The organism is Natronococcus sp. CG52, from assembly GCF_023913515.1.
Classification (GTDB): Archaea; Halobacteriota; Halobacteria; order Halobacteriales; family Natrialbaceae; genus Natronococcus; species Natronococcus zhouii.
Map to the genome: position 1 here is coordinate 3832131 of NZ_CP099391.1, position 24590 is coordinate 3856720.

At 64.5% G+C, this 24590-nt stretch carries 21 protein-coding genes and 3 pseudogenes; 14 read left to right on the forward strand and 10 right to left on the reverse strand.

The genetic code is table 11. From position 1 onward, the window contains the following. Positions 1-16: 16 nt before the first annotated feature. A complete protein-coding gene (locus NED97_RS19155; protein WP_252488605.1) occupies positions 17-748 on the reverse strand; it encodes a hypothetical protein in 732 nt (243 codons plus the stop codon). Between the two features lie 170 nt (positions 749-918). Between NED97_RS19155 and serB the strand changes: the two genes are divergently transcribed. Together serB and NED97_RS19165 are read left to right on the forward strand one after the other, a co-directional pair. Continuing rightward, a complete protein-coding gene (gene serB, locus NED97_RS19160) occupies positions 919-1563 on the forward strand; it encodes a phosphoserine phosphatase SerB (RefSeq protein ID WP_252488606.1) in 645 nt (214 codons plus the stop codon). Positions 1564-1654: 91 nt separating this feature from the next. Further along, positions 1655-2032 carry a hypothetical protein gene (locus NED97_RS19165; protein WP_252488607.1) on the forward strand — a complete coding sequence of 126 codons (378 nt, stop codon included), beginning with the start codon at positions 1655-1657 and terminating at the stop codon, positions 2030-2032. 63 nt (positions 2033-2095) lie between these two features. Here the strand turns inward: NED97_RS19165 and metX are convergent, their stop codons facing one another. Both metX and NED97_RS19175 read right to left on the reverse strand, forming a co-directional pair. Continuing rightward, on the reverse strand, positions 2096-3301 hold the full coding sequence (gene metX, locus NED97_RS19170) for a homoserine O-acetyltransferase MetX (protein WP_252488608.1): 1206 nt from the start codon (positions 3299-3301) through the stop codon (positions 2096-2098). A 3-nt stretch (positions 3302-3304) separates the two neighbouring features. Continuing rightward, the gene (locus tag NED97_RS19175; protein ID WP_252488609.1) at positions 3305-4675 is read right to left on the reverse strand and encodes an O-acetylhomoserine aminocarboxypropyltransferase/cysteine synthase family protein; all 1371 of its coding nucleotides are present in this window, start codon (positions 4673-4675) and stop codon (positions 3305-3307) included. 168 nt (positions 4676-4843) lie between these two features. On the opposite strand from NED97_RS19175, the gene NED97_RS19180 reads away from it, so the two are divergent. The 5 genes from NED97_RS19180 to NED97_RS19200 all read left to right on the forward strand — a co-directional run bounded on the left by NED97_RS19180 (position 4844) and on the right by NED97_RS19200 (position 10713). Continuing rightward, entirely contained in the window at positions 4844-6076 is a 1233-nt protein-coding gene (locus tag NED97_RS19180) for an MFS transporter (RefSeq protein WP_252488610.1), read from the forward strand. A 126-nt stretch (positions 6077-6202) separates the two neighbouring features. Continuing rightward, positions 6203-6835 (forward strand): plastocyanin/azurin family copper-binding protein, encoded by a 633-nt coding sequence (locus tag NED97_RS19185; protein WP_252488611.1) that lies wholly within the window; start codon positions 6203-6205, stop codon positions 6833-6835. A 351-nt stretch (positions 6836-7186) separates the two neighbouring features. Next, complete coding sequence (locus tag NED97_RS19190; RefSeq protein WP_252488612.1) at positions 7187-8209, forward strand: DMT family transporter; 1023 nt, start codon at positions 7187-7189, stop codon at positions 8207-8209. 605 nt (positions 8210-8814) lie between these two features. Then, positions 8815-9927 (forward strand): pyridoxal-phosphate-dependent aminotransferase family protein, encoded by a 1113-nt coding sequence (locus NED97_RS19195; RefSeq protein ID WP_252488613.1) that lies wholly within the window; start codon positions 8815-8817, stop codon positions 9925-9927. Between the two features lie 504 nt (positions 9928-10431). Further along, complete coding sequence (locus NED97_RS19200; RefSeq protein ID WP_252488614.1) at positions 10432-10713, forward strand: hypothetical protein; 282 nt, start codon at positions 10432-10434, stop codon at positions 10711-10713. Positions 10714-10779: 66 nt separating this feature from the next. On the opposite strand, the gene NED97_RS19205 is transcribed toward NED97_RS19200, so the two are convergent. Beyond that, positions 10780-12162 (reverse strand): S8 family peptidase, encoded by a 1383-nt coding sequence (locus NED97_RS19205; RefSeq protein ID WP_252488615.1) that lies wholly within the window; start codon positions 12160-12162, stop codon positions 10780-10782. An 87-nt stretch (positions 12163-12249) separates the two neighbouring features. Here NED97_RS19205 and NED97_RS19210 point away from each other — a divergent pair. Further along, positions 12250-12400 (forward strand): annotated as a pseudogene (locus tag NED97_RS19210) (alanine--glyoxylate aminotransferase family protein); the annotation flags it as partial. A gap of 228 nt (positions 12401-12628) precedes the next feature. On the opposite strand, the gene NED97_RS19215 reads toward NED97_RS19210, so the two are convergent. The 3 genes and pseudogenes from NED97_RS19215 to eif1A form a co-directional block, all read right to left on the reverse strand. After that, positions 12629-13564, reverse strand: a complete 936-nt coding sequence (locus NED97_RS19215; protein WP_252488616.1) for a DMT family transporter — start codon at positions 13562-13564, stop codon at positions 12629-12631. 116 nt (positions 13565-13680) lie between these two features. Next, a pseudogene (locus NED97_RS19220) lies at positions 13681-13968 on the reverse strand (transposase); the annotation flags it as partial. A 340-nt stretch (positions 13969-14308) separates the two neighbouring features. Beyond that, positions 14309-14599 (reverse strand): translation initiation factor eIF-1A, encoded by a 291-nt coding sequence (gene eif1A / locus NED97_RS19225; RefSeq protein WP_148856721.1) that lies wholly within the window; start codon positions 14597-14599, stop codon positions 14309-14311. Positions 14600-14859: 260 nt separating this feature from the next. Here eif1A and NED97_RS19230 point away from each other — a divergent pair, with 260 nt between their 5' ends. Next, positions 14860-15039: a DUF7470 family protein gene (locus NED97_RS19230; protein ID WP_252488617.1), complete on the forward strand. Its 180-nt coding sequence runs from the start codon at positions 14860-14862 to the stop codon at positions 15037-15039. Between the two features lie 233 nt (positions 15040-15272). Here the strand turns inward: NED97_RS19230 and NED97_RS19235 are convergent, their stop codons facing one another. After that, positions 15273-17246, reverse strand: coding sequence for a DUF460 domain-containing protein (locus NED97_RS19235; protein WP_252488618.1), 1974 nt, complete (start codon positions 17244-17246; stop codon positions 15273-15275). 146 nt (positions 17247-17392) lie between these two features. On the opposite strand from NED97_RS19235, the pseudogene NED97_RS19240 reads away from it, so the two are divergent. Beyond that, positions 17393-17557: pseudogene (locus NED97_RS19240) on the forward strand (aldo/keto reductase); the annotation flags it as partial. 179 nt (positions 17558-17736) lie between these two features. Here NED97_RS19240 and NED97_RS19245 read toward each other — a convergent pair. Next, positions 17737-18006, reverse strand: coding sequence for a DUF7571 family protein (locus NED97_RS19245; RefSeq protein WP_252488619.1), 270 nt, complete (start codon positions 18004-18006; stop codon positions 17737-17739). 522 nt (positions 18007-18528) lie between these two features. Then, positions 18529-19455, reverse strand: coding sequence for a ribonuclease Z (rnz, locus tag NED97_RS19250; protein ID WP_252488620.1), 927 nt, complete (start codon positions 19453-19455; stop codon positions 18529-18531). 154 nt (positions 19456-19609) lie between these two features. Here rnz and NED97_RS19255 point away from each other — a divergent pair, with 154 nt between their 5' ends. From NED97_RS19255 to NED97_RS19270, 4 genes are all read left to right on the forward strand, one after another. Further along, positions 19610-20731, forward strand: a complete 1122-nt coding sequence (locus tag NED97_RS19255; RefSeq protein ID WP_252488621.1) for a DUF7282 domain-containing protein — start codon at positions 19610-19612, stop codon at positions 20729-20731. Positions 20732-20770: 39 nt separating this feature from the next. Next, positions 20771-21775 carry an AAA family ATPase gene (locus NED97_RS19260; protein ID WP_252488622.1) on the forward strand — a complete coding sequence of 335 codons (1005 nt, stop codon included), beginning with the start codon at positions 20771-20773 and terminating at the stop codon, positions 21773-21775. Between the two features lie 38 nt (positions 21776-21813). After that, the gene (locus tag NED97_RS19265) at positions 21814-22245 is read left to right on the forward strand and encodes an acyl-CoA thioesterase (RefSeq protein ID WP_252488623.1); all 432 of its coding nucleotides are present in this window, start codon (positions 21814-21816) and stop codon (positions 22243-22245) included. Between the two features lie 82 nt (positions 22246-22327). After that, complete coding sequence (locus tag NED97_RS19270; protein WP_252488624.1) at positions 22328-24562, forward strand: carboxylesterase family protein; 2235 nt, start codon at positions 22328-22330, stop codon at positions 24560-24562. Positions 24563-24590 lie beyond the last annotated feature (28 nt).

A 24590-nucleotide genomic window follows, 5' to 3' on the forward strand; every position in this document is an offset into this window, starting at 1 on the left:
GAAGCGCTCGAGGGGCCTACGACGTCGTATCCGCGTTCGTCGTCGCTATCGGCGCGCACTCGAGCAGGCGCGGTAATGCGGCGACGGCAGCCCCGAGCGTCACGAACAGGATCACGGAACTCCCCATCGAGAACAGTAGGGATCCGTCGACGGCAACGGCGACGACGTCCGGGTCGGCCTCGGGAGCGAACTCGCCTTCTTCGGGTGCCCACGTTGCGAGACGCGCGAGAGCGGTAGCGAGGGCGACGTAACTCGCAATCGTCACTCCGATCGCGAGTCCGGCGTCTCTGCTCGTCTCGAGGCGGACGTACCGGACGAGCAGATAGCCGGCGAGGACGAAGACGACGACCGGTACCAGCGCCGTGGTGTCCGAGGTGAGCACACCCGCCGGCTGGCGACCGAGCTGAATCGGTTCGCCGCCGTACTCGATCGTGCCGCCGTGACTGGCGAGCATCGAGACGCCCGCGAGCGCCCACTGACTCGGTTCGTTCTCCGCCAAACTACCGAATCCTGCGGCGAGTCTCGAGCCGGTCAACTGATAGATGACCGCGAAGACGACCGCGAACGCGCTCGCGCCGAAAAGCGCGCCGGCTTTCCACGGTGCGACGACGAACTGCAGTCCCCCGTCGTCCGTTCGTTCTTCCCGCTCGCGGCCCTCGTCGGCGGGCTCATCCGCCTCGGCGGAATCGGCGGGTTCGTCCTCGAGCGACGGTCCCCTGTCGTACTCGAGTCGTCTCTCACCTGACATACCGCGGGCATGGGAGCGAATTGATAATAGCTTTCGGGTATTTTTCGAGTCGGCACGGGTTCCGACCTGGACGAACGCGTTTCGTCCCGTTCACGAGAACGGACATCGTTCACACCGGAAACGGCGGCGAACCTGAACTGGTTTATTCGGGGCCGCACAACGAGCGAGCGATGACAGTCGTTGCGTTCGACTTCGACGGGACGCTTTCGGACTCCGAGATGACCGTCTTGCTCGGCAAGCAGTGTGGAGTCGCCGACGAGATGGCCGACATCACCGAACGATCGATGAACGACGAGATCGACTACGCCGAGAGCCTCAGGAAGCGGGCGGCCCTGCTCGAGGGGCTCGACGAAGAGGACGTCGCGGCCGCCTACGCCGAGGTAAAACTTCGGGAGGGCGCCGCCTCGCTCATCGACGCGTTGAACGACGCGGGCGTCACGACCGCCATCCTGACCGGCGGCTTCGAGCGCGGCGTCGAGGCTGCACTCGAGCGCGAGGAGGTCGCGGTCGATCACGTCGTCTCGAACCGGCTGCCGATGGTCGACGGCCGACTCACCGGCGAGGTCGAGGGGAGCCTGATCGAGGGCACCAAGGACACCGCGCTCGAGGACCTCGCGAACCGCGTCGGGGCCGAGATGGAGGAGACCGTCGCCGTTGGCGACGGCGCGAACGACCTGCCGATGCTCCGGGTCGCCGGCCTCTCGATCGGGTTCGACCCGAAGCCTGCGGTCGAACCGCACTGTGAAGTCGTCGTTACCTCGATGGCCGGGGTGCGCGACACGATGCTGGCCGAGGGCGTCCTCGATCGGACGTAATTTCCAGTAGTACACTTTATTGAATTTCAGCGATAACGGCCCATTTCCAGACCAAGAGAGTTATTTACTCTGGGCCGAGTAAGTAGTTTTGATGATGTGGCAAGACTTCGTCTTCATGGTAGGGAGCAGCCTTTCGATCCTCTTCCTCGCACCGACGCTCCGCGACGCCAGCGCTCGCGTTCCCCTCGGAACGAGCCTCCCGTCGATGGCGATCGGGATGGTCTACGGCTTCACGTTCTTCACGCTCGGGATGACCTTCTCCGCGGCGGGTGCACTCGCGGCGGGAACGATGTGGTCGTTAATCGCGATGCTCCGATCGCCGAAGAGTCCGTTTCGACATCTCACCAGAACGAGTAGTCTCTCGCTGATCGCGCGAGACGTGCGGTGCTGGGTCGACCGCCGCCGCGGAAACCGCCAGTTCGCCGACCAGTACGTCGCAGCCGATCGCGCCAGCGGGCAGTCGAACTGATTACGGCCGAGTAAGCGGCTCGTTTCTCTCGAAAATTCGCAGTTGACCCCGTGACAGCGATCGTTACCTCGAGAAGAGGCTCGTGTGAACCGGAGCGAACGACTCGTCCGCGTCGGCCTCCGGTTCGGTGTCGGAGATCATCCGTCCCTCGAGTCCCGTCGCGAGCAGTTCCGACAGCGGCGGGCCGACCTTCTCCGGTTCCACGAGGAACGCGTCGTGGCCGTGGTCCGACTCGACGACGTGGTGAGCGACGTCGACGCCGGCCGCGCGGCCGGCCTCGGCGACCGCCTCGGCCTGCTCGACGGTGAAGTGCCAGTCGCCGGTAAAGGAGAGCAGGAGCAGTTCGCCCTCGAAGGCCGCCAGCGCGTCGGCGTCCGACTCGTACCCCGCCGAGAGGTCGAAGTCGTCCATCGCCCGGGTCAGGTAGAGATAGCTGTTCGCGTCGAAGCGGTCGGTGAACTTCTCGGCCTGGTAGTCGAGGTAGGATTCGACCTCGCGGTAGGGGAAGAACGCGCCCGCGGGATCCGTCGGTTCGTCGCGAACTGCCTCCCGACCCGCGGACCGGCGGCCGAACTTCCGGGCCATCGAGGCCTTCGAGAGGTACATGACGTGGCCGATCTGTCGGGCTCGAGCCAGCCCCTCCTCGGGTTCGGGACCCCCGTAATAGTGGCCGCCGTTCCAGTTCGGATCACCGGTGATCGCTCTGCGGGCGATCGTGTCGAGCGCGAGACACTGGGCGTCGAGTCGGGCGGCTGTAGCGACTCCCGCGGCCCGCTCGACGTCGTCGGGATAGCGCCGCAGCCAGTCCAGGACGTTCATCCCGCCGACGCTGCCGCCGACGACGGCGCGGATCCGGCCGACGCCGAGTTCGTCGAGCAGCCGTCGCTGGGCGCGGGTCCAGTCGCCGATCGTGACCGGCGGGAACTCCGTGCCGTACGGTTCGCCGGTTTCGGGGTTCGTGCTCGAGGGACCCGTCGTCCCGTAACACGACCCCGGCGCGTTCGCACAGACGACGTAGTACTCGCTGGTGTCGATCGCCTTGCCGGGACCGACGACGTCGCCCCACCAGGCCCGCGCCTGGCCGGCGGTCTCGGTTCCCGCGTCGGGGCGACGGGCGACGTGCGCGCTGCCGGTCAGCGCGTGACAGACGAGGACGGCGTTATCCCCGGTGAACTCGCCGTACGTCTCGTAGGCGACCTCGAGGCTCGGAATCGTCTCCCCGGATTCGAACCGGAACTCGCCGAGATCGATCGTCTCCTTCGTCGTCACGGATTATCCCTCGCGACACGCGCGTGTAGCCGTGTCGATGGCACCCTCGAGATCCGAGAGGATGTCCTCGGGGTCCTCGATCCCGACGGACATCCGGACGAGATCCGGCGTGACGCCCGCTTCCTCCTGTTCCTCGGGGGTAAGCTGACCGTGGGTCGTGCTCGCGGGGTGGATCACCAGCGTCTTCGCGTCGCCGATGTTCGCGAGGAACTGGGCGACCTCGACGTTCTCGCAAAGCACCTTGCCGGCTTCGTAGCCTGCGCGGGACGACGTCCCGCGAGCAGACGGGTCCGACCCGTCAGCGCCCTCGAGGCCGAACGCGATCATTCCGCCGTAGTCCGAGAGATACTCGCTCGCGTTGTCGTGGGTCGGGTGGGAGTCGAGACCCGGATAGGTGACCCAGGCGACGTCCTCGTGTTCCTCGAGGTAGTCGGCGACGATGGCGGCGTTCTCGCAGTGTTTCTCGACGCGCAGCGGCAGGGTCTCGAGGCCTTGCAGGGTCTGCCAGGCGTCGAACGGCGACTGCTGGTTGCCGAGGCTGCGAAGCGAGCGGAACCGAACCGTCTCCGCGAACGGAGCCTCGGGGAAGTCCCGCGAGAAGTCGACGTCGTGGTAGGCGGGGTTCTGACCGGCGACCTCCTCGTACCCGTGCTCGCCCCACGGGAACGAGCCGCCGTCGACGAGGATCCCGCCGACGGTCGTGCCGGAGCCGTGGAGCCACTTCGTCGTCGACTCCCAAACGACGTCGGCGCCGTGCTCGAGCGGGCGGCAGAGCGCCGGCGTCGCGAACGTGTTGTCGACGACCAGCGGAACGCCGTGCTCATGGGCGATTTCGGCGACGCGCTCGAAGTCAGGCGTGACGAGCGACGGGTTGCCGACCGTCTCGACGTGGACGAAGGCGGTGTCCTCGTCGATCTCCTCCTCGTAGGCGTCGTACTCGAGCGTCGGGACGAACCGCGCGTCGATGTCCCGGCGCGTCGCCGTCTTCGAGAAGTAGGCCGTCGTTCCGCCGTAGGTGTCGGTCGAACAGACCACGTTGTCACCCGCCTCGGCGAGCACGAGCACGGCCGAGTCCAGCGCGGCCATCCCGCTCGCGGTCGCGACCGCGCCGGCCCCGCCCTCGAGCGAGGCCAGCCGATCCTCGAGCGTTCGAACCGTCGGGTTGGCGATCCGCGAGTAGATGTATCCCTCGCCCTCGAGGGCGTACAGCTCCGCCGCGGTGTCGGCGTCCTCGAAGACGTACGAGGTCGTCTGGTAGAGCGGCGGCGCCATCGCGCCCGTCTCCGGGTCAGGAGACTGTCCGGCGTGGACGCTACGCGTCCCGAATCGACGATCAGACGGCTCGCCGCGCCCCTCGCTCGCGTCGTCACTCATGTTTAGTACGCATACTTCCCCACGTTCATATGCGTCTCAGTAACGGCAAAAACCGCAGCCGATTCGACGCGGCTCACACGGAAGGTTCGAGCGACAGCGAACCGCCGAGAACCGCGCGAACGTGCCGAGACGAACGCCTTCATAGGCGACGAGCGCGAACCGACGGCCGTGCACTCGAGTGACCGCGATCGGATCCTCCTCGCGGCGGTCGTGTTCGCCGTGCTGTTCTCGCAGGTGTTGCTCTACCCGGGCGTGGCCGCGCTCGTCGAGACGCTGGGGGCGGACGCGACGAGTTCGCCGTTCGCGGAGACTCCCCTCGACGCGAGTATGTGGTTTCTCGTGAGCGAGTTCGCCGCCTACGTCGCCTTCGTCGGCGTCTGGGGGATCGCGAGCGACGTGACGGGCCGACGGCGCCCCTTCGTCGTCGCCGGTGCGCTGGCCGGCGCGGCGGGATACGCCGCCCTCGCCGCCGTACCCGCGATCGGGTCGATCTCGTTCGAGGGCGTGTTGCTCCTGCGCGTCTTTCAGGGGGCGATGACCATCGGCGCCTTCTCGCTGACGATGACCATGCTGATGGACCTCGAGGGCGGCCACGGCCGCAACATGGGCGCCGCCGGAATCGCGATCGGTCTCGGCGCCGCCCTCGGCGCACCCGTGGGCGGCCAACTGACGGAACTCGATCCGATCGCGCCGCTGGCGGTCGCCGCCGTCCTGCTCCTCTGCGTCGGCGCGCTCGTCTCGATCCCGCCGGATCGAACGCCGAACGATCGTCGGGGCGCTCGAGCGCTCGTCGACGGAATCCGACGACAGCCGTCCCTGACGATCCCGTACACGTTCGGGTTCGTCGATCGGCTGACGGCGGGTTTCTTCGCCCTCGTCGGGACGCTCTACTTCCAGGAGACGTTCGGACTCGGCCCCGGTGCGACCGGGCTCGTCCTGGCCTGTTTCTTCGCTCCCTTCGCGCTGTTGCAGTATCCGATGGGCGTGCTCTCGGATCGGATCGGTCGCACGATCCCTATCGTCGTCGGGTCGCTGTGTTACGGCGCAGGGATCCTCGCCGTCGGCGTCGCACCGTCGGTCGGGATCGTCGCCGTGACGATGGTCGTCGTCGGCGTACTCGGCGCACTGATCGCTCCGGCGACGATGGCGCTCGTCACGGACCTCGCCGACGAACGCGAACGCGGCGTCGCGATGGCCGGATTCAACCTCGCCGGCAGCCTCGGCTTCCTCGGCGGCTTCCTCGTCGGCGGCACCATCGCCGGGAGTTACGGCTACGATCGGGCATTTCTCGTCGTCGGCGGTCTCGAGATCGCGATCGCTCTCGTCGCCGTGCCCGCGTTCCTTCGCCTGTCGATCGATCGAAACGAGCAATTTCGAACGAGCGATCGCGGCGACAGCTGACGATACGGTCCGCAAACTGAATTTTTGTTACGAGCAAGTAGTCACGTATTCTTTGGTATGGAAACGCATGCCGACGCTCTAATGGAAGGTGCTAATTTTTATGTACTCAGTCCCAATCACTCGTTGATGACACGAGACAACGGTATTTCACGGCGGACCGCGATGAAGGTCACGGGTGCAGCGGCTGCGACCGCCCTCGTCGCAGGATGTTCCGACGACAACGGCGGCGACGAGAACGGCGAGAACGGCGGCGACGAGAACGGCGAGAACGGCGAGAACGGCGGAGACGGACACCAGATCGAAGCCGGCGAGACGATCGAGCTTGAAGCAGATAGCGGTGGTTGGATCGGTGTCGCACCCGACGATATCGCGGACGAAGATAACCCGACGCTCATCCTCGAGGAAGGCGAGGACTACGAGATCGGCTGGGAAGAAGGCGACGGCAGTACCCACAACCTCGAACTCGTCGACGAGAACGACGAGGTCGTCGAGGATTACGAGACTGATGAGGCCAGCGAGGGTGGCGAGGACCAGTTCATCGAGTTCGAAGCCACCAGCGATATCGCGGAGTACCTCTGCCGACCCCACGACAACGCGATGGTCGGAACGATCGAGGTCGAAGAAGGCGAAGGCGGCAACGGTGCCGACGAAGAGGAGAACGGCGAGGACGAGAACGGCGAAGACGGGAACGAGACGGACGAAAACGGTGAGGACGAAGTCGGCGAGGACGAGAACGGCGACAACGAAAGCGACGAATAACTGAATCGCGACTCAGCCGTTTTTTCGACGCTCGATAGTCGGACAGCGACTGCTGTTCCGAACCGATTACGCTCGCTCGAGATCGATTACGACTCCGCGATTGCTCAGCGTGAAATTTCGCGGTGGACTCGAGCGAACGCGGTGTGACCTGTCCGTAGCCTCACCGAATACCACCGTTCGTCTCCTCAACGAAGTCGCAATTCCGGCCCGCTGATTGATTGTCGTATTACTTAGTAACACACGCTATCAGGAGCGTGAGTAGTGCTAGCATTTATCTGTGGATTCGAGGGGCACAGCCACTGTCCTCCCGGGTATCAAGATACAAGTAGCCCCAGCCCATTTCGTGATGAAATGACTTCACAGCGAGATATCTTCCTCTTCGTTGCGCTCGCGGTCGCCTGGGGGACCGCGTTCGGAGCGATCGAGATCGGCCTGGCGACGCTGCCGCCGATCCTCTTCGCGGCGCTCCGACTCGACGGTGCGGTCCTCCTCTTTGCCGTCGCCGTCGCGGCGCTCGGCCACACGTGGCGACCGGAGACGCGAGACGACTGGTTCACGATCGCGATCTCCGGCGGCCTGATCGTCGGCGGCCACTACGGACTGCTGTTCCTCGGACAGTCGTACGTCTCGAGCGCTGTCGCCGCGATCGTCCTCAGTTTGACGCCGATCGTGACGCCGCCGCTCGCGCTCGCACTGCTCCCTCGCGAGCGGATCCGCGCCCCTGCAGTCGTCGGCATCGTCGTCGGCCTCGCCGGCGTCGTCGTCATCGCCCTCTCGGGCGGGTCGGTCGACGGGAAGGTGCTCGGCGTCGCCCTGCTGTTCGGCTCGTCGCTCGTCTTCGCGGTCGGTTCGGTCCTGACCGAGCGAACCCGCGGAACGCTACCGCTGCTGTCGCTCCAGACGTGGGCGATGGCGGTCGGCGCGGCCATGCTTCACGCGCTGAGCTTCGCACACCCCGGCGAGACCGTCGTCTCGACGCTGGCGACGGCGTGGACGCCCGAAACGGCCGCCGCGCTGGTTTACCTGGCCGTGGTATCCACCGCCGGCGGCTTCCTCGCGTACTTCGTCCTGCTCGAGCGGGTCGGCGCGAGCGAACTCAGTCTGGTCAACTACGCCTCGCCCGTCGTCGCGGCGATCATCGGCTGGGCGCTCCTGGGCGAGCCGATCACGCTCACGACGATCGCCGGCTTCGCGCTGATCGTGCTCGGCTTCTCGCTCTGTAAGATCGGCGCCCTCTGGAAGACCGCCGCGCCCGTGATCGGCTACGGCCCGACACGACAGTCGGCGGTCGCAGCCGAGGAGATCGTCGTCGACGGGAACGTCTACGTCACCAGCACCGATCGCTACACCGGATCGATGCAATCGGCGGACTGAGAAGTCCAGACTGACAAGAGTTGTCGGCAGTTACGAACCACTAGTTTTCGTGGCTGTGAATCCGAACGGCGGTCCACTGATTAGCGAACCGGCCGTCGATAGCCGGGAGAGTACGCGTTTCTGGGACCGTTCGGAGTCCTGGCGTTTCTGGCGATCGTAGCGCGGTTCCAACGCACCCTGGCAACGTTCGGCGGCGACGAATCGGCGCCACTGCAGTCGAAAACCAACTGGCCGGCCTGCGGGGCTCGTATCGCGGTCGAATCCGACCGACGTACACACTGTGAGCACTCACTGGTCGACGACGAACGACGCGTCGTGGGAAGCGGCGATCTCGCCGATCGCCTCGACCGGGTTGAGAAGTCCGGTCGAGGTCTCGTCGTGACATCGTGGCGACCGCGGTGTCCTCCGAGATGACGGCCTCGAGGTCGTCGAGGACGCGGCAGTGTCACGGCGGGGGACGGTGGCGCCGCTCGTGTGGCCGCTCGTAGTTACGCAGACGGTGCACTATCACGGCTTCAACCGTCGGTCAGCTGCCTCGTTCCCGATGCGGCATCCAAAAGTACCATACCGTCTCGCGGCCCAGTAAGTTGTATTCAGGTGGTTCCGTGACCAAGAAACGCGAATACAAGGACGACTATCCCGACAAAACGCTGTACATCCCGGGTCCGACCGAGGTGCGCGAGGACGTCATCGAGGCGATGTGCGAGCCGATGTTCGGCCACCGTATGGACCGAATGACGGATCTGTACACGACCGTCGTCGAAGACACGAAGGAGTTTCTCGGCACCGACAACGACGTCATCATCCTCACGGGTTCGGGGACCGAGTTCATGGAGAGTTCGATCCTCAACCTCGTCGACGAGAACGTCCTCTGTACGACCTGCGGCAGTTTCAGCGAGCGGCAGGCCAACGTCGCCGAACGCCTCGACAAGTCCGTCGATACGCTCGAGTACGAGTGGGGACGGGCAGTCAAACCCGAGGACGTGCGCGAGGCGCTCGAAGCGAGTGAGGCCGAGTACGACGCCGTCACCTGCGTGATGAACGAGAGTTCGACCGGCGTCCGGAACCCCGTCGAGGAGATCGGCGACGTCGTCGCCGAGTATCCCGACACCTGCTTCGTCGTCGACGCCGTCTCGTCGCTGGGCGGCGACTACGTCGACATCGACGAACACAACATCGACGTCATCTTCACGTCGATCCAGAAGGCCTTCGCCATGCCGCCGGGACTGGCGGTCTGCGCAGTCAGCGACGACGCCTACGAGCGCGAACTCGAGAAGGATTCCGCGTCGTGGTACGGCGGCTTCCAGCGAACGATCGACTACTACGACCGGAAGGGACAGACCCACTCCACGCCGGCGATTCCCGTCATGCTGGCCTACCGCGAGCAGATGAAATACATGCTCGAGGAGAGCCACGAGGCGCGCGACCGGCGCCACCGAGAGATGGCCGAGTACACGCGCGAGTGGGCCCGCGAACACTTCGAGATGTTCCCCGAGGAGGGATACGAGTCCCAGACGGTGGCCTGCATCGAGAACACGCAGGGCATCGACGTCGCCGAAACCATCGAAACCGTCTCCGAGCGGTACGATATGGTCTTCTCGAACGGGTACGGCTCGCAACTCGGCGAGCAGACGTTCCGCATCGGCCACATGGGTGAACACGACCTCGAGAGTATCGAGGAGCTAACTGACGCTATCGAAGACGTCGCCGGTCTGTGAGTCGACGCTCGAGGACACCGATCGAAAAGTAGTGGCTGATCGGGCGTGGCGACGGGACGACTGTCCCAACCGTTCTACGACGATATTCTCTCTCGAGAACAAGACGGGGGCGGCGTCTATCGTTTCTCTCACGACATCGTCCGGCACTGGTCGGGATTCAACAGGAGAACCGACCCGTCTTGCATCCGCGGCTCTTTCGACCGGGCGTCGATGAACACCCCAGATGAACGCACGTGCCGCCACCCCTCGACCTGAGGACAGAACGACACCAAGTCCACTCGCGGGTGCGAATCGACGACTCGTCCCGCTATAACGCGTCCGTCAGCGGAGATAGTATAATAATTCATTAATATTGAGAATTAGTAGCATGCCACCGATTACGTAGTGTTATAGACCGTTACGGTACGGTTTGAGACCCTGTTCCATGCTAACTCCCATACATACCTGACAGGAATGTGAAACATTATATACGCCGGAGACGTATTTCGATCCGAAACTACGCTCATGACGCGATACCCACATCTCGGACGGGACGCATCGGCTCGGAAACCACCCACAGCGATCGACTCGATCGTCGGCGGATTCGTCTTCGTGCTCGCCGGGATGGGACTGCTCGTCACCCTCAGCTACCCGGTCGCTGCCGTCGCGCTCGTCGCGGGTCTCGCGCTCGTCGCTGCGGTCCTCCGCGTCGGCGTTCCCGCGCTCGCTCGAGAGCTCCACGGTCGCGTCACGGAGCTCGAGGTCCCCGGCATCGGCACCGTCCGGATTCGCGTCAGCGCTCGCTAACGACGGTTCTATTGCTTCGAGACTCCGCGTTACCGCGCCGTGTGAGGCATCCACCGCAGACGGCGGCTACCGAAACAACCCACGAAGCCGCTCGAAGACGCCAGCGACCAGGTCGACGACCTGCTCGAACGCCGACGCGACCCGCTCGAGTAGCGATCCCGCCGCTCCGCCGACGGCGGATTCGTCGCCTCGATTCCCGCCGCGGTCGCCGCCGTCGGTCGAGCGATCGTCGCCGACCGCCGCGCGGGCGTCTACGAGTCCGTCTCCTTCCTCGCAGGTTCCGAGAACTTCCGCTGCCGTCTCGGCGAGGATCTCCCCGACCGGTTCGTTCGGTCCCGGTCCCTCCTCCTCGCGGGTCCCCCAGACCAGCGCCGCGACGCCGGTGACGAACGGGCAGGCGATGCTCGTCCCGCTCGCCTCGGCGTACTCGTTGCCGACGATCGTCGAGGTGACGGCCGTTCCCGGCGCCAGCAGGTCGATAGCTGAACCGACGCTGCTGTAGGACGCCAGCGTGTCGTCCTCGTCCATCGCGGTGACCGCGACGACGTCGTCGTGCGTCGCGGGATACGTCATCGTCTCCGCCTCGCACGATCCGTCGCCGTCGTTTCCCTCGTTGCCGGCCGCACAGAGCAGGAGGTGGCCCGCCGAATGCGCGGCGTCGATGGCCTCGTCGACCGTGGAACTCTCTGACTCGCCGCCGAGGCTCATCGAGATCAGCTCCACGTCGTTCGACATGCACCAGTCGATCCCGGCGATCAGCTCGCTGTACCGGCCGGATCCGTCGTCGCCGAGCACCTTCACCGCGTACAGGTTCGCACCGGGAGCGACGCCCACGACGCCGACGTCGTTGTCCGATGCACCCGCGACACCGGCAACGTGCGTCCCGTGGCCGTGGCGGTCCTCGTAGTCGTCGGACATCCCGTCACCGGTGAAGTTCCGACCGCCGGCGACCGACAGACTGCAGTGTTCTGACTCGATTCCCGTGTCGAGAATACCGACGTCGACGTCCGACCCGTCCGGTTCGACGTCGTCGGCACCGATACGTTCCAAGCCCCAGGACGGCCGTTGGTCGGGGTGGGTGGAACAGTCGGAGTTGTCCGGGGGATCCAGGATGTTCGGCAGGGACGGCGACCAGTCCGAGGGGATCCCCGTCTCCTCGTCCTCCTCGACGGACGCCACGCGACGATCGTCGAGCAAGTCCGTTCGCGCGTCGGCCGGAACCTCTGCGACGACGAACTCGAAGTTGTCGTACTCGAGGACCGGGGTTCCGCCGACGGCCTCGATCACGTCGACGAGTTCACCGAGATCGTCGAGCAGTCCCGTCCGCGGGTGCACGAACACCCGCTCCCTGTCGGTGTCGGTCTCCGCGGCCGACGCGGGCGCGCCGAGTAGCCCGACCGCGACGCCGGCCCCGATACCGCCGAGTAGCCGCCGCCGGTTGAGTTGCATGCACGGGTCGACGGCCAAGTTCGGGATAAGTCTTCTGTGCGTCGGTGACTGTCACCGAATTCGATAGTTCTGCGTCCTCGAGCGGCATCCGTCACCGAAGAGTACGACACGGTCTTCTCGAACGGCTACGGGTCGGTACTCGGCGAGAAGACGTTCCGCATCGGTTACACGGGCGAACGCGACGTGGAGAGCATCGAGGCGCTGAACCGACGTCATCGAGGACGTCGCCGACCAGTGAGCCGACGCTCGATCGGTGTCCTTGAGCGTCATCGGTAGAATTCGGCCGCGGTGTCGGGGCGACCGTGCGAAATCGTTGGCTCTGTTGAAATCCTACTCTTCAGATACAATACGGTATGCAACATCCGCTCGCTGAATACTGCGAATTGATCGCTAATTATACAACAATATTTTGGAGTGACTACACTCTGTAATTAGTAATAGAATCTCTTCAGACCGGGTGGTTTTATCAACTCGATTCGTGCGTATCATTTGCTTGAGGCCCGTGTCGTACTACTGCGGACCGAATCGACTCGCGCTTGATCAGGATAAATCCAAGGGTGATAATAATAAATCCGACGACTGTCCGTAACGCGAGGGGTTCGTCGAGAAACACCCAGCCGCCGATCGCTGCAAATACCGGGGCGGCATATCCGATCAAATTGATTTCGATTGCTCCAATCCGATCGAGCAGTTCGAAGTAGAGCAAGTATCCACCTGCGCCAGCGATGAGTGCGAGATACGTGAGGCCTGCGAGCGCTGGCGTCGTCCACTCGATCATCTCAAACCCGGGGAACGGAAAAACAACTTCTGCGAGATGCAACAACGGAGCTCCGAGGATCATCATCCACGCCAGCATAGACTGGACAGGAAGGTCTGTTCGATATCGGCGCGTAAGGACTGCTCCCAGAGCGAACACAGCAGCTGACAGGAAGACGAGAAGGACACCGAATAGCATCGCGGTATCCGTTCCATCGAACGTCGGATTCGCAATGATTCCGACGCCGAGTAACCCTAACCCGAGCCCGAGGAGACCACCACGATCGAGTCGCTCATCGGGCAGCAGAAGCCATGCAAACCCAGCAGCGAGTATCGGGTCGAGGCTGATGACGGTGGCGGCGACAGCGCTGGTCACGTACTGCTGACCGGCGAACAGCAGTGCATGATGAACTGCGATGAATAGTGTCCCTCCGAGAACGACGACTCGCCACTCGTCGTGCGTTTTGGGGTACCATCGATCCGTCGTGAACCACGCATACGCGAGCACGACTACGGCCACAATATCGAACCGGAGGGCTGCAAGTGGGACGGGAGGGATGTACGGCAAAGCGGCACGAGCAGCAACGAATGAGAGCCCCCAAATAGCTGCGAGCAGGATGAACAGTCCAGCAGTTCCGAGGCGCATACACGTTCTACCGAAGAGTAGATGATAATCATTTTCATCGTGTTGACATTTATCAACATGAACAATAGGGTCGTGTTGACGCTAATTCTCGTATTACGATAACCTGTATTGACCGCTCAGAGCGATCGGTCGATGTTGTGAACGAGACAAGCGATGGTGAGTTCACGGAACTGCTTCCACCACCGTTGTGATCGAACGAACGCACCGTATTTTCGCTCGAGTCGAGAGTTCACCGTTTCGCTCCGGTTCCGTTGGGCGTAGAGGGCGGAATCCAGCCGAGCGTTCCACGCTTTCTGCAGTGAGGAGAACTCACGGTGTTTGATGAGTGGGCGAATATCGCTCTCGCGGGCCAGCCATCGAATCTGTTGATCGTCGTACCCCTTGTCACCGAACAGAACTTCGAGGAGTGTCGAGCCACAGCACGTTTCGCTAACTGAAATGCTTCCTCGACAAACCGGAGCACCGTGACTTCGGGAGAGTCTGCATTCGGTCACGCTACTGTCCAAACGTGTGACTTCTCAAGGATTTCAACAGAGCCACAGAGCCAAATAGCCCCACCTACGTTCACCCCGTTCGGCGACGAATACGGCAGTTAACCACCCCGAAACCGCCGATTGGTACCGAACGACGGGGGCGTGCAACGAATCGTCCGCCGGCACACCGAAACGCGATCGTCGGGACCAGCGCTCGCGATCTGTGGGGGCGTCGCTCGAAATCCCGTCGTCGGGGCCGATCGAAAAGTCGCTACTGAATGTGTCCTTCACGCCGGAGCTGATCGGCTTCGCTCTTCTCGTAGCGCCAGGTGATGTCCGCCTTCTCGTCCTGCCAGTCCCAGGGTTCGACGAGAACCACGTCGTCCTCTCGGATCCAGATGCGCTTTTGCATCTTGCCGGGGATGCGCGCGGTTCGCTCCGTTCCGTCGGCGCATCGTACCTTGACGCGGTTCGCTCCGAGCATGTTCGTAACGGTCGCAAACACCTCGTCGTCGTCGGGCATCCGGAGATTCTTACGACCGCCATCACCGTCGTCGCTCATAGCGCGACGTTGGGGTTCGATCGGTTTAAAAGAATAGGTTAGCAGAATCCCTCGAGATGAGTACGATAGGCGGCCCTCATCCGAGACACCGTATAGCAATTTTCTGAACCGTTCAGTTGTAGTGGAGCCGACCTGCCGCTATCGCGCGTCCCCTGAAAACGACACGGTGTCGATTTCGCCGGACGGACCGCTACCCGCCGTCGGTTTGGCGGCTGCGACGAACCACGTCGTTTATCTCTCTTCCCTGATCAGTTCACCGTATGCTGAAGAATCTCGGACCGCTCGGAATCGCCGGCGTCGCGATTCTGCTGGTCGGAATCGCACTTATCGCGTACGCCGACCCGGTGATCGCTGCGGGAATAGCCCTCGTCCTCGCCGGTCTCGGCCTCGTCGTCAAGGCGCTCATCTCGGGCGTTCTCCGGCAGTTCGGCATGTTCTGACAGACGGGACGGATCGAGACGCGTCCGATTCCCGCTCGAAGAATCCACCGTCTCCCGACCTTTTTGAGCCGACGCAGCCGACGATACGTACGGACGACACGCTCCGGTACGACGGTCTCGTACTGATCGGTATCGCCGCGAGCCTCGAGACCGGCGTCTTCGTCGGGTACGCGGCTTCGCCCCTCGAGTCGCCGGAGTCACGACGGCGGCGCGGTCCACCGCCCGACCGATCGTCAGACCTCGTTGTCGCCCGCCCGGTGTTCGCTGATGAGCTGGTCGACCATCGCCGCCTTCCGTTCGTGCGCTCGTTTCTCGGCCCGGTCGTGCCAGTCGTCGATCACCGCCTCGACGTCGTCCTCGCGAGCGACCGCGAGTTCGTCGACCTCCTGCATCGCGACGTCGCCGGCCGGTCCGACGGGAATCTCGCTGTCGAAGAGGATATCGTCGGCGACGTCGGAGAGGCCGCCGTCTTTCAGGATGACTCGCGGCTCGAACTCCGCGAGGAGTTCGGCGGTCGAGCGACCCGCACCGCTGGCATCCCGCAGGTAGACGACGTCGTCGGCCGCGATCCCGTACTGCTCGTCGGCCTCGCGGATCGCCCCTTTCGTGAACTTCTCGATCACCTTGACTGGGACGAGTCCCTCCTTCTCCGCGGAGACGTCGCTGAAGTTCGAGTGATCGAGCTTCCAGAGCGCCTTCATCCGCTCGACCTTCCGCTCGAGTTCCTCGACCTCATCCCGGGCGTCGTCGCGCTCGCCCTCGAGTCGGTTCGTCTTGCGCTCGAGACGGGACACCTCGCGGTCCTTGCGGACCTCCTTGCGCTCCTGTCGGCGAGCGCCGGTGAGGCTCGCCTCGAGTTCGTCGATCCGGTCGTCTTTCTCCTCCAGGCGTCCCTCGAGCGTCTCGACGTGGGACTGGAGGCGCTCGACCTGCCGTTTGAGATCCTTGATCTGCCGTTCCTCCTCGGTCAGTTCCCGGGGCTCGTGCTCGGTCGACTCCTCCTCGGGTTCCTCGTCGTCGGTCAGGTCGGTCAGGACGGCCTCGACGCTCTCCTCGTCAGCGACGACGCGGGCGGTCACCTCGCCGCGGTCGAGTCCCGGCGGGAGTTTGTCGGCGATGCGCTCGAACTGGTCCTCGTGGGCGTCGAAGGCGTAGAGTGCAGCGGCCATCGCGTCGCGCTGGTGGTCGTCGTCGTACGGTTCTTCTCGCGTCCGGTGTTGTTTCTCGTCGATCGGCAGATCGTTCGTCGGCGTCCAGCCCGCGGCATCGAAGCTCCGGCGGAACTTCTCGACGGTCTCGGGCATCGGCGTCACGTCCGCCGCGACGACGATCGGACGGCCACGCTCGACGATCCACTCGATCACGTCGGCGGTGTCGCTGGTGCGTGAACTCCAGACGTCGAGCACCTCGCCCTCGAGCGAGACGATGGCGACCGCAGTCGTCGTGCCGGGATCGATGCCGACGAGGACGTGATCCCGGCGCTTGGCCAGCGGCCGAAACTCGATGCCGTCCCGGCGCTCGCGCTCGATTTCGACGCGGACGTCGCCCGACCGGTTGCGCGAGACGGGGATCTCGCTCGGCTTGGCTTCGACAGTAAAGATCGCGTTGGCGAAGCCGCCGTAGGACTCCCGGACGTCTTTCTCGTACTCGAGGTTTTCGTCCTCGAGTTCGGACTCCACCTCTCGAGCCCGTCGCTTGACGGAGCCGTGGATGCGCCGGGTGTAACGGTCCTCGCTCCAGCCGCCGCTGCCGGTCGATCGACCTCTCGCGACCTTGACCTCGGTGGTATTGGTGAAGGCCGACACTTCGTGGCCGACGTTGTGGGCGGCCAGACGGGCGGCCGCTTCGGCCTCCTTCATCGGCTGCTTTCCGTACGGGATGCCGTGGCGCTTCGCGACGCGAGAGAGGGGCTCGGGCTGTTCGGCGCCCGTCACCTGGACGAGTTTCGTCCCGGTGGGCAGCGAACCGAGAAGGTGAATCAGCTGGTCCTTGTCCGCCGCGAGTTCGTACATGTTGTCCGTCGCGACGATCGCCGGCTCCTCGTCGTCGATCAGTCGCCTGAGCTTTCGGTGGCTGACGACGTCCCGGGTGACGTCCTCACCGTCGTAAACGGCCAGTGCGTACGACGGTGCGTCCCCCCGCACGTCACCGCTCTGAACGTCGACGCCGAAGACGACCGCGTCGAGCGCACTCGTTCGCGTACTCACGGAGGGCCATAGGGGCGAGTCGGGTATAAATCCGGCGCGGAATCACACGACGCGCAGCGCGGTACCCGGTCTATTATAGCGACAACTGAAACGGTTACCACACCGATCGCACAGCCGTCGTGGGCGAGGTCGGTGGTGTCGACCTGCTGACCCGGCACTTCCGGAACGACAACGTGACGGCGCCGATTCTCGGCACCTCGAGCGGCGAGCACCTGGAAGAGGCGGCGGAAGCGCTCGAGATCGAGCTCTCGGAGTCGGACGTGGAGTATCTCGAGGAGCCGTACGAACCGGTGCCCGTCTACGGTCACGAGGAGGAGTTCGGTGGGCAGTATCTCAGTCGGACATTCGTTACGTACGAAAGGAACCGAGAAATCCACCTCCGTCCCTGATTTGTCCGTCAGTACTGCGCGGAAGAGCCGCGATTGTGACTGTCGCTGCGGACGGCGTGAGGAAAAACGGCTGAACGAGGGGGCGTGAACGGACGCGCCGTTCAGGTGGACGTAGTCTCGAGATTCCAACCGGGATCGCGACCCGTGCGTTCGATGTGATCCGATCGGCACGCCGGGCAGTAGTCGGGTGTGGTAGCTGCACTTCGGGGGACGTAGACCGCGCCGCTACACTCCACGCACGCATCAGAAACGATGGTCGCGCAGTCGACGCAGACGTTGAAGTCGTCGACCGTGAGTCCGCGCAGGGGTTCGAGTTGTTTGTCCAGGGTGTACTCGTCGATGACCGCCTGACAGTTCTGGCACGGTTTCATGTCGATCCGTTTGGTACTGTGTGACAGTAACACAAATGCCTACCGGCCCCGCGGAAACTCGCCGTCGTTTCGGCGTCGTCAGACCGCGTGAATCTATATATCTCGTAAGAAGTACAGTTTATTATAACTACCTTCCAAAAAAGAACGTATGTCGACGATATCTAACTCGTTGACGGGTTCCTCGGCAGTCTTCGTCGGAGCGATCGCGTTGATCGGTCTGTAGATTGCTTACGAAGCTGCCGCGCTTCAGTTGACGGTGTCGAGGCTCTCAACCGCTCTCGTCGATTCACGATCGTTCGGTACGTGATTCTCAGCGCAGGTGTGGGCGTTGCGCTGGTAGCAACTATCTGGATCGGGCTATCAGTACTCTCCGCGACGGACGGGCTTTCCCTGACGATTCCCGGCGTCCTGCTCGCGTTCACTGGATTATTCGTCCTCTTTCGAGGGGTGGAGACTTTCGGCGGCGGCTATCGCGGAGACGATACGATAAATTTCAACGGATACCGCGTCTCGCAACCGTCATCACGGGTCCGGATACGGAATGTCGAGTTCCTCGCCGTCGTCGGGAACGAACACGTCGCGGTCGAACACCCCGCGGGCCTCCTCGAGGTGGGCCGACGGATCTCCCGCGTACCGGGAAGAGAGGTGCATCAGCGCCAGTCGCTTCGCGTCGGCGCGGTTCGCGATTTCGGCCGCCTGGCGGGCCGTCGAGTGAGCGGTGGCGGCGGCCCGATCCGCACGGTCGTCCGCGAACGTGGCGTCGTGGATCAACAGGTCCGGTTCGTCGGCGATCTCGATCGTCGCGCTCGTCGGCCGCGTGTCGCCGGTGTAGACGAGCGATCGGCCGGGGCGGGGGTCGCCGACGACCTGCTCCGGGCGGACGACGGTGCCGTCCTCGAGTTCGACCGATTCGCCCTCGTGGAGCTTCGAGAACTTCGGACCGATCGGGACGCCGAGTTCCTCGGCGCGCTCGCGGTCGAACCGTCCCTTCCGGTCGTCCTCGACGAGCGCGTAGCCGACCGACCGAGTTTCGTGGTCGGTCGCGAACGCGCGAACCTCGTACTCGTCGGCGCGGTAGGCGACGTCGCCGTCGCCGACCTCGTTGATCTGCACCGGAAACGAAGGGGTATTGCCGAGGGCGTTCACCAGCGACTTCAGCTCTCGACGCGTGCCGTGAGGCGCGTGAATCGTCAGAGGGTCCTCGCGGTCGTTAAAGTCCATCGTCTGGAGGAGGCCGGGAATCCCGAGGACGTGGTCGCCGTGAAGGTGCGTGACGAAGAGGTGGGCGATCGAGAATCCCGTTCCGAACCGCATCATCTGGCGCTGGGTTCCCTCGCCGGCGTCGAACAGCAACTCCTCGCCCTCGCGGGCGACGAAGATCCCGCTGGGATTGCGCTCGGTCGTCGGAACGGCCCCACTTGTCCCCAAAAACGTCACGCGCAGTGGCATCACTGCCTGTTCGACGGGCTGAGACTAAACCGGCTTCGGATCGCTCGAGTTCGGAACGGCGACCGACCAGGGTGTCACTGTTTCACACACCGTGGGAACGGACTGGGCGTTTTACGTCCCTCGAGTCCGAACCGATCGATCGTTACCCTTCCAAATGAGTTCGAGACTGACGTTCGGAACTATCAAACGAGTCGCCGCCATCCTGATCGCGATCGCGGTCGTCCTCGCGGCGGGTATCGTCGTCGGCCAAGCCCCTGCGATCTTCGGCGTCGACGAGGATCCGAAGGCCTCGATCACGTTCGAGGATCAAGAGACCGACGGAACGAACGTGACGATCGGCGAAGTCACCCTCTCGGACGGCGGCTTCGTCGTTATCACGGACGGCGGTGACGAACCGCTCGCCGTCTCGGAGTACCTCGGAGACGGCACCCACGAGAACGTCACCGTCGACCGCGACGATAACGAGACCGAACTCGTCGGCCAGCTAACCGCGACGGTCCACCAGGATACGACCGACAACGAGACGTACGCCTACGAGGAGACCGACGGCCAAGAGGACCATCCCTACCTCGAGGACGGCTACCCCGTCAGCGACACCGCGACGGTGACGTCGACCGACGACGAGGCGGTCTCGGACTCCTTCGTCGTCGAATCCATCGACGCACCTGCGACGGCGACGACCAACCAGACGATCGAGATCGTCGCGCAGATCCGCAACCCGACCGACTTCGACCAGCAGCAGACCGTCGAGTTACGCCTCGACGGATCGGTCCTCGAGCGCCAGGTGCTCGAACTCGAGGCCGGCGACGAGCGCGAGGTGACTTTCGCGGTCGACACGAGCAGAACGCCCCCAGGGACCCAGATTCTCGGCGTCTACACCGACGACGACGGCGCGCTCGAGGAGATCGAACTCGAGTTCCACACCGATCCCTCGGTAACGGTCGTCGACGCGGACGACGAGGCGGTCACGGTCGACGTGGCGACCCCCGAGAGCGGCTTCGTCGCCGTCGAGAACGGCGAGGAGGTGCTCGGAACGAGCGACGAACTCGAGGCCGGCGAACACGACAACGCCACCGTCGAGTTCGACGAGAACGCCTCCGTCGACGAGAACGACGAACTCACGGCCGTCGTCTACGAGGGCAACCCCGAGGACGTCGAGGCGGCGTCGCCGCTCGAACACGACGGCGAACCGGTCGAGGAGACGTTTACCATCGCGGACGTGGCGGCCGAGTCGGACGACGAAGACGGCGATGACGAGAACGGCGGCGACGAGTAACCGACCGATTCTTACCGCCGTCTCCCCTACCGACAGTCGATGGACGCGCCGCTGTGGACAGACACGTACGCCCCGGAGCTGGCCGAGTTGCCACAGGACGACGCTCGCGAGTACCTCGAGCGAGCCGTCGAGGAGCCGATCAACCTCGTCCTGCAGGGACCGCCCGGCAGCGGAAAGACGGCGGCAGCGCGCGCACTGGCTCGAGACGCACACGAGGACCCCGACAACGACCTGGTCGAGATCAACGTCGCCGACTTCTTCGGGCGGACGAAAACGGAGATCAAGAACGATCCCCGGTTCGCCTCGTTTCTCACCGGTCGCTCGTCGATGTCCAAGCGAGACATGATCAACCGCGTTCTCAAGGAGTCCGCGAGCTACGCACCCGTCTCCGGCGAGTACAAGACGATCCTGCTCGACAACGCCGAGGACGTCCGCGAGGACTTCCAGCAGGCCCTGCGCCGGATCATGGAACAACACCACCGGACGACGCAGTTCGTCATCGCGACCCGCCAGCCGACGATGCTCATCCCGCCGATCCGTTCGCGCTGTTTCCCCGTCTCCCTGCGCGCACCGTCGAGCGAGGAGACCGTGACGGTCCTCGAGCGAATCGTCACGGCCGAGGGAGTCGACTACGACCGGGACGGCCTCGAATTCGTCGCGGGCTACGCGAACGGCAACCTCAGGCAGGCGATTCTGGCGGCACAGACCACCGTCGAGGACGAGGGCGAACTGACGATGAGCGCGGCCTACGAGACCATCGGCGAGGTCGGTCTCGACGACGAGATCGAGTCCATGCTCGACGACGCCGAAGCCGGGGAGTTCACGGACGCGCGAAGTACCCTCGACGACCTCCTCGTCGACGAGGGGCTCGACGGCCAGGAAGTGATCGACGAGATGCTTCGGATCGCTCGCAAACGCTATCAGGGGCCGCGGCTGGCTCGCGTCCACCGCCTCGCGGGCGACATCGAGTTCGAGATGCACGAGGGGACGAGCGATCGGATCCACGTCTCGCATCTCCTCGCCGAACTCGGTCGGAACGCGTAAGCTGTACGTTTTTCGTCGTTCCCGAGACATAGAGTACTGTGCCTACTGTTCTCGAAACCCGCATCAGGAACCGATTTCGCGTCCAGCCGAATCACGCGAACAACAACGGGACGCTCCACGGCGGCCACCTCATGAAGTGGCTCGACGAGATCGGCGCCATGTCGGCGATGCGATTCGCCGGCGAGACCTGCGTCACCGCCCGGGTGAACGAACTCGACTTCGAGCGACCGATCGGGATCGGCGACACGGCGCTCGTCGAGGCCTACGTCTACGACGCCGGCCGAACGAGCGTCCACGTCGCGTTACGGGCCTGGCGCGAGGAGCCCCGTTCCGGCGAGACCGAGAAGACGACCGAGTCCTCGTTCACGTTCGTCGCGATCGACGAGGAGAACAGATCGACTCCGGTCCCGGAACTGACCGTCGAGACCGACGAGGGTGAGCAGCTACGACGGCGAGCGCTCGAGTCGTAAGCACCGCGACTGGTCGCGAGCCCGTTCGGTCACCGACCCGTATATCACAATTTTTTTGGATAGTGTTCGGGTCGATAGAACGATGTCCGAGGATAACACGACGCAGCAGCCGTCGGATAGCAGCCGCGATCCGTCCCGGCGATCCCTCCTTCGAACCGCCGGAACGGCGACTGCCGCCGGACTCCTGGGAACGGGACTCGGGGCCGGTGTGACGGCAGCGGGCGGCGACTGTCCCGGCGCCGACCACCTCGAGTCCCCGCGACCCGGTCCCGAGGTGCTGTACGAGGATCCCGTATCGTCGCCCGAGCTCGAGCCCACCGGCAACTGGGAGGCGGACCCCCTGCTCGTCTGCGGGCGAACGGGCTACGACGACGGCGAGTTCCTCTCGCAGGGCTGGCCCTTCGACGACCGCGGGGCGACCAACGAGCGGGAGTATCCCGACGCGGAACGGTACGCCAACAACGCCGCGGACCTCCTCGAGATCCGCGCTCGGCCGACGCGCGACGGCGTCAGCTATCGGATCGCGCTGAACACGATGGTCGAACCCGACGCGGCCATCGTCGCCGTCGGGATCGACACGGGGACCGACGAGGGGCGAACCGACTGGGGGCACGAACTCGGCGACCTGGGTGCGTCCGTCGACCACGTCCTCGCGATCTGGGGCACCGGAGCGACCCTCGACGGCGAACCGCTCCCGGACGACGCGTACGCGGTCGATCTCGAGCGCAACCAGCTCGAGGTCGAACTGGAACTCGACCCCGGCCGGGAGACCTGGCGCCAGTACGCCGTCTCGGGGGTTCACGACGGGGACGGCGGCTTCTCGCGGGAAGACGGACCGTTCGACTCGGACGAGCCGCCGGTGTACAACGTCGGCTTCCGGACCGTCGCGGACGAACCGCTCGAGTTCCGCGACGAGGAAAGCGAGATCGAAGAGCTGGGGACGCTCCTGGTCGACCAGGAGGGGATGTGGCGCGCCGCCGAACAGGCGGAGGCACTCGAGGAGCGTGACATCGCCGATCTCGGGGAAGACGTCGACTTCGGTCGGCTGGAAGACGGCGACGTCGATCGGTCGGTCCCGGAGGCGGGCTATCACAACCGGCTCTACGCCTCGCGGTACGATCTCGGGGACGGAATCGATCTCGAGGAGCCCCGGGACGTCTATCAGACGCGGGTTCAGCCCTACTCGGTGTACGTCCCCGAGAGCTACGAACCCGGCGAGCCGACGTCGCTGCTGGTGCTGTTGCACTCGCTGAACAGCAACTACAACCAGTACGCCGCCTCGCCGAACAAGCTCGCTCAACTCGGAGAGGAGCGCGACGCGATCGTGTTGATGCCGTTCGGCCGCGGCCCCGCGGGCTGGTGGAAGAACGAGGCCGAACTCGACGCCTTCGAAGCCTGGGCGGATCTGCGGAGCCGCTACGATATCGATCCCGACCGCGTCACCCTCAGCGGTTACTCGATGGGCGGCCACGGCACCTACCGGTTCGGATCGCTGTATCCGGACCTGTTCGGCCGCGGGTTCGCCGTCGTCGGACCGGCCGACGAGTCGATCTTCGGGGGTCCGACCGACGGCGTCTACGGCGACTACTCGACTGCCTCGGAGAACCCGCAGAACATGATGCGCGTGACGAACAACCTTCGGCACGTGCCGCTGCTCGTGTGGGCCGGAATGTTGGACGAACTCGTCCCCTACCCGGGCGTTCGTAACTACCGCGACCGACTCGTCGAGCACGGCTACCGCCACCGACTCGACTCGTTCCCCCAGGACGACCACTTCACGTTCTTCGGTCACGACGAGTGGGGGCCGGGTCGGGACTACCTCGGCGACGCGAGCGTCGAGCGTCGGCCCGCACGCGTCACCTACCGCGCCGTTCCCGAGTTCGGAAACGAGCGCTACGACATCTCTCACGACGGGGCGTACTGGGTGCGTGAGATCGCTGTCGACGACGACGCCGCGGACGGAGCGGTCGACGCGCTCTCGCTTACCGACGGCTACGCCGAGCCGGTCGCCGAGGAGTTCGAGACCGAATCGACCGATCCCAGAGCCAACACTCGGGAGGGGATGCGCTGGCGCTCGTCGCTCGAGCGCCGCCCCGCGGAGAACGCGATCGAGCTCGAGGCCGAGGACGTCGCCGCTGCCACGCTGTACGTCGACGACGCCGGCGTCGATACGACGGAACCGCTCGAGGTCCGCGTCGAGACGAACCGCGAGCTAACGCTGACGCTGAAGAGTGGTGCGGGCGAGCGAACGCTCGAGTTCGACTCGGGCGAATCGAGCGAAACCGTCGTACTCTGTGAGACGGGCTCGGATTCGTAGGTCGATTGCGACCGCGACCTCGGCGTAT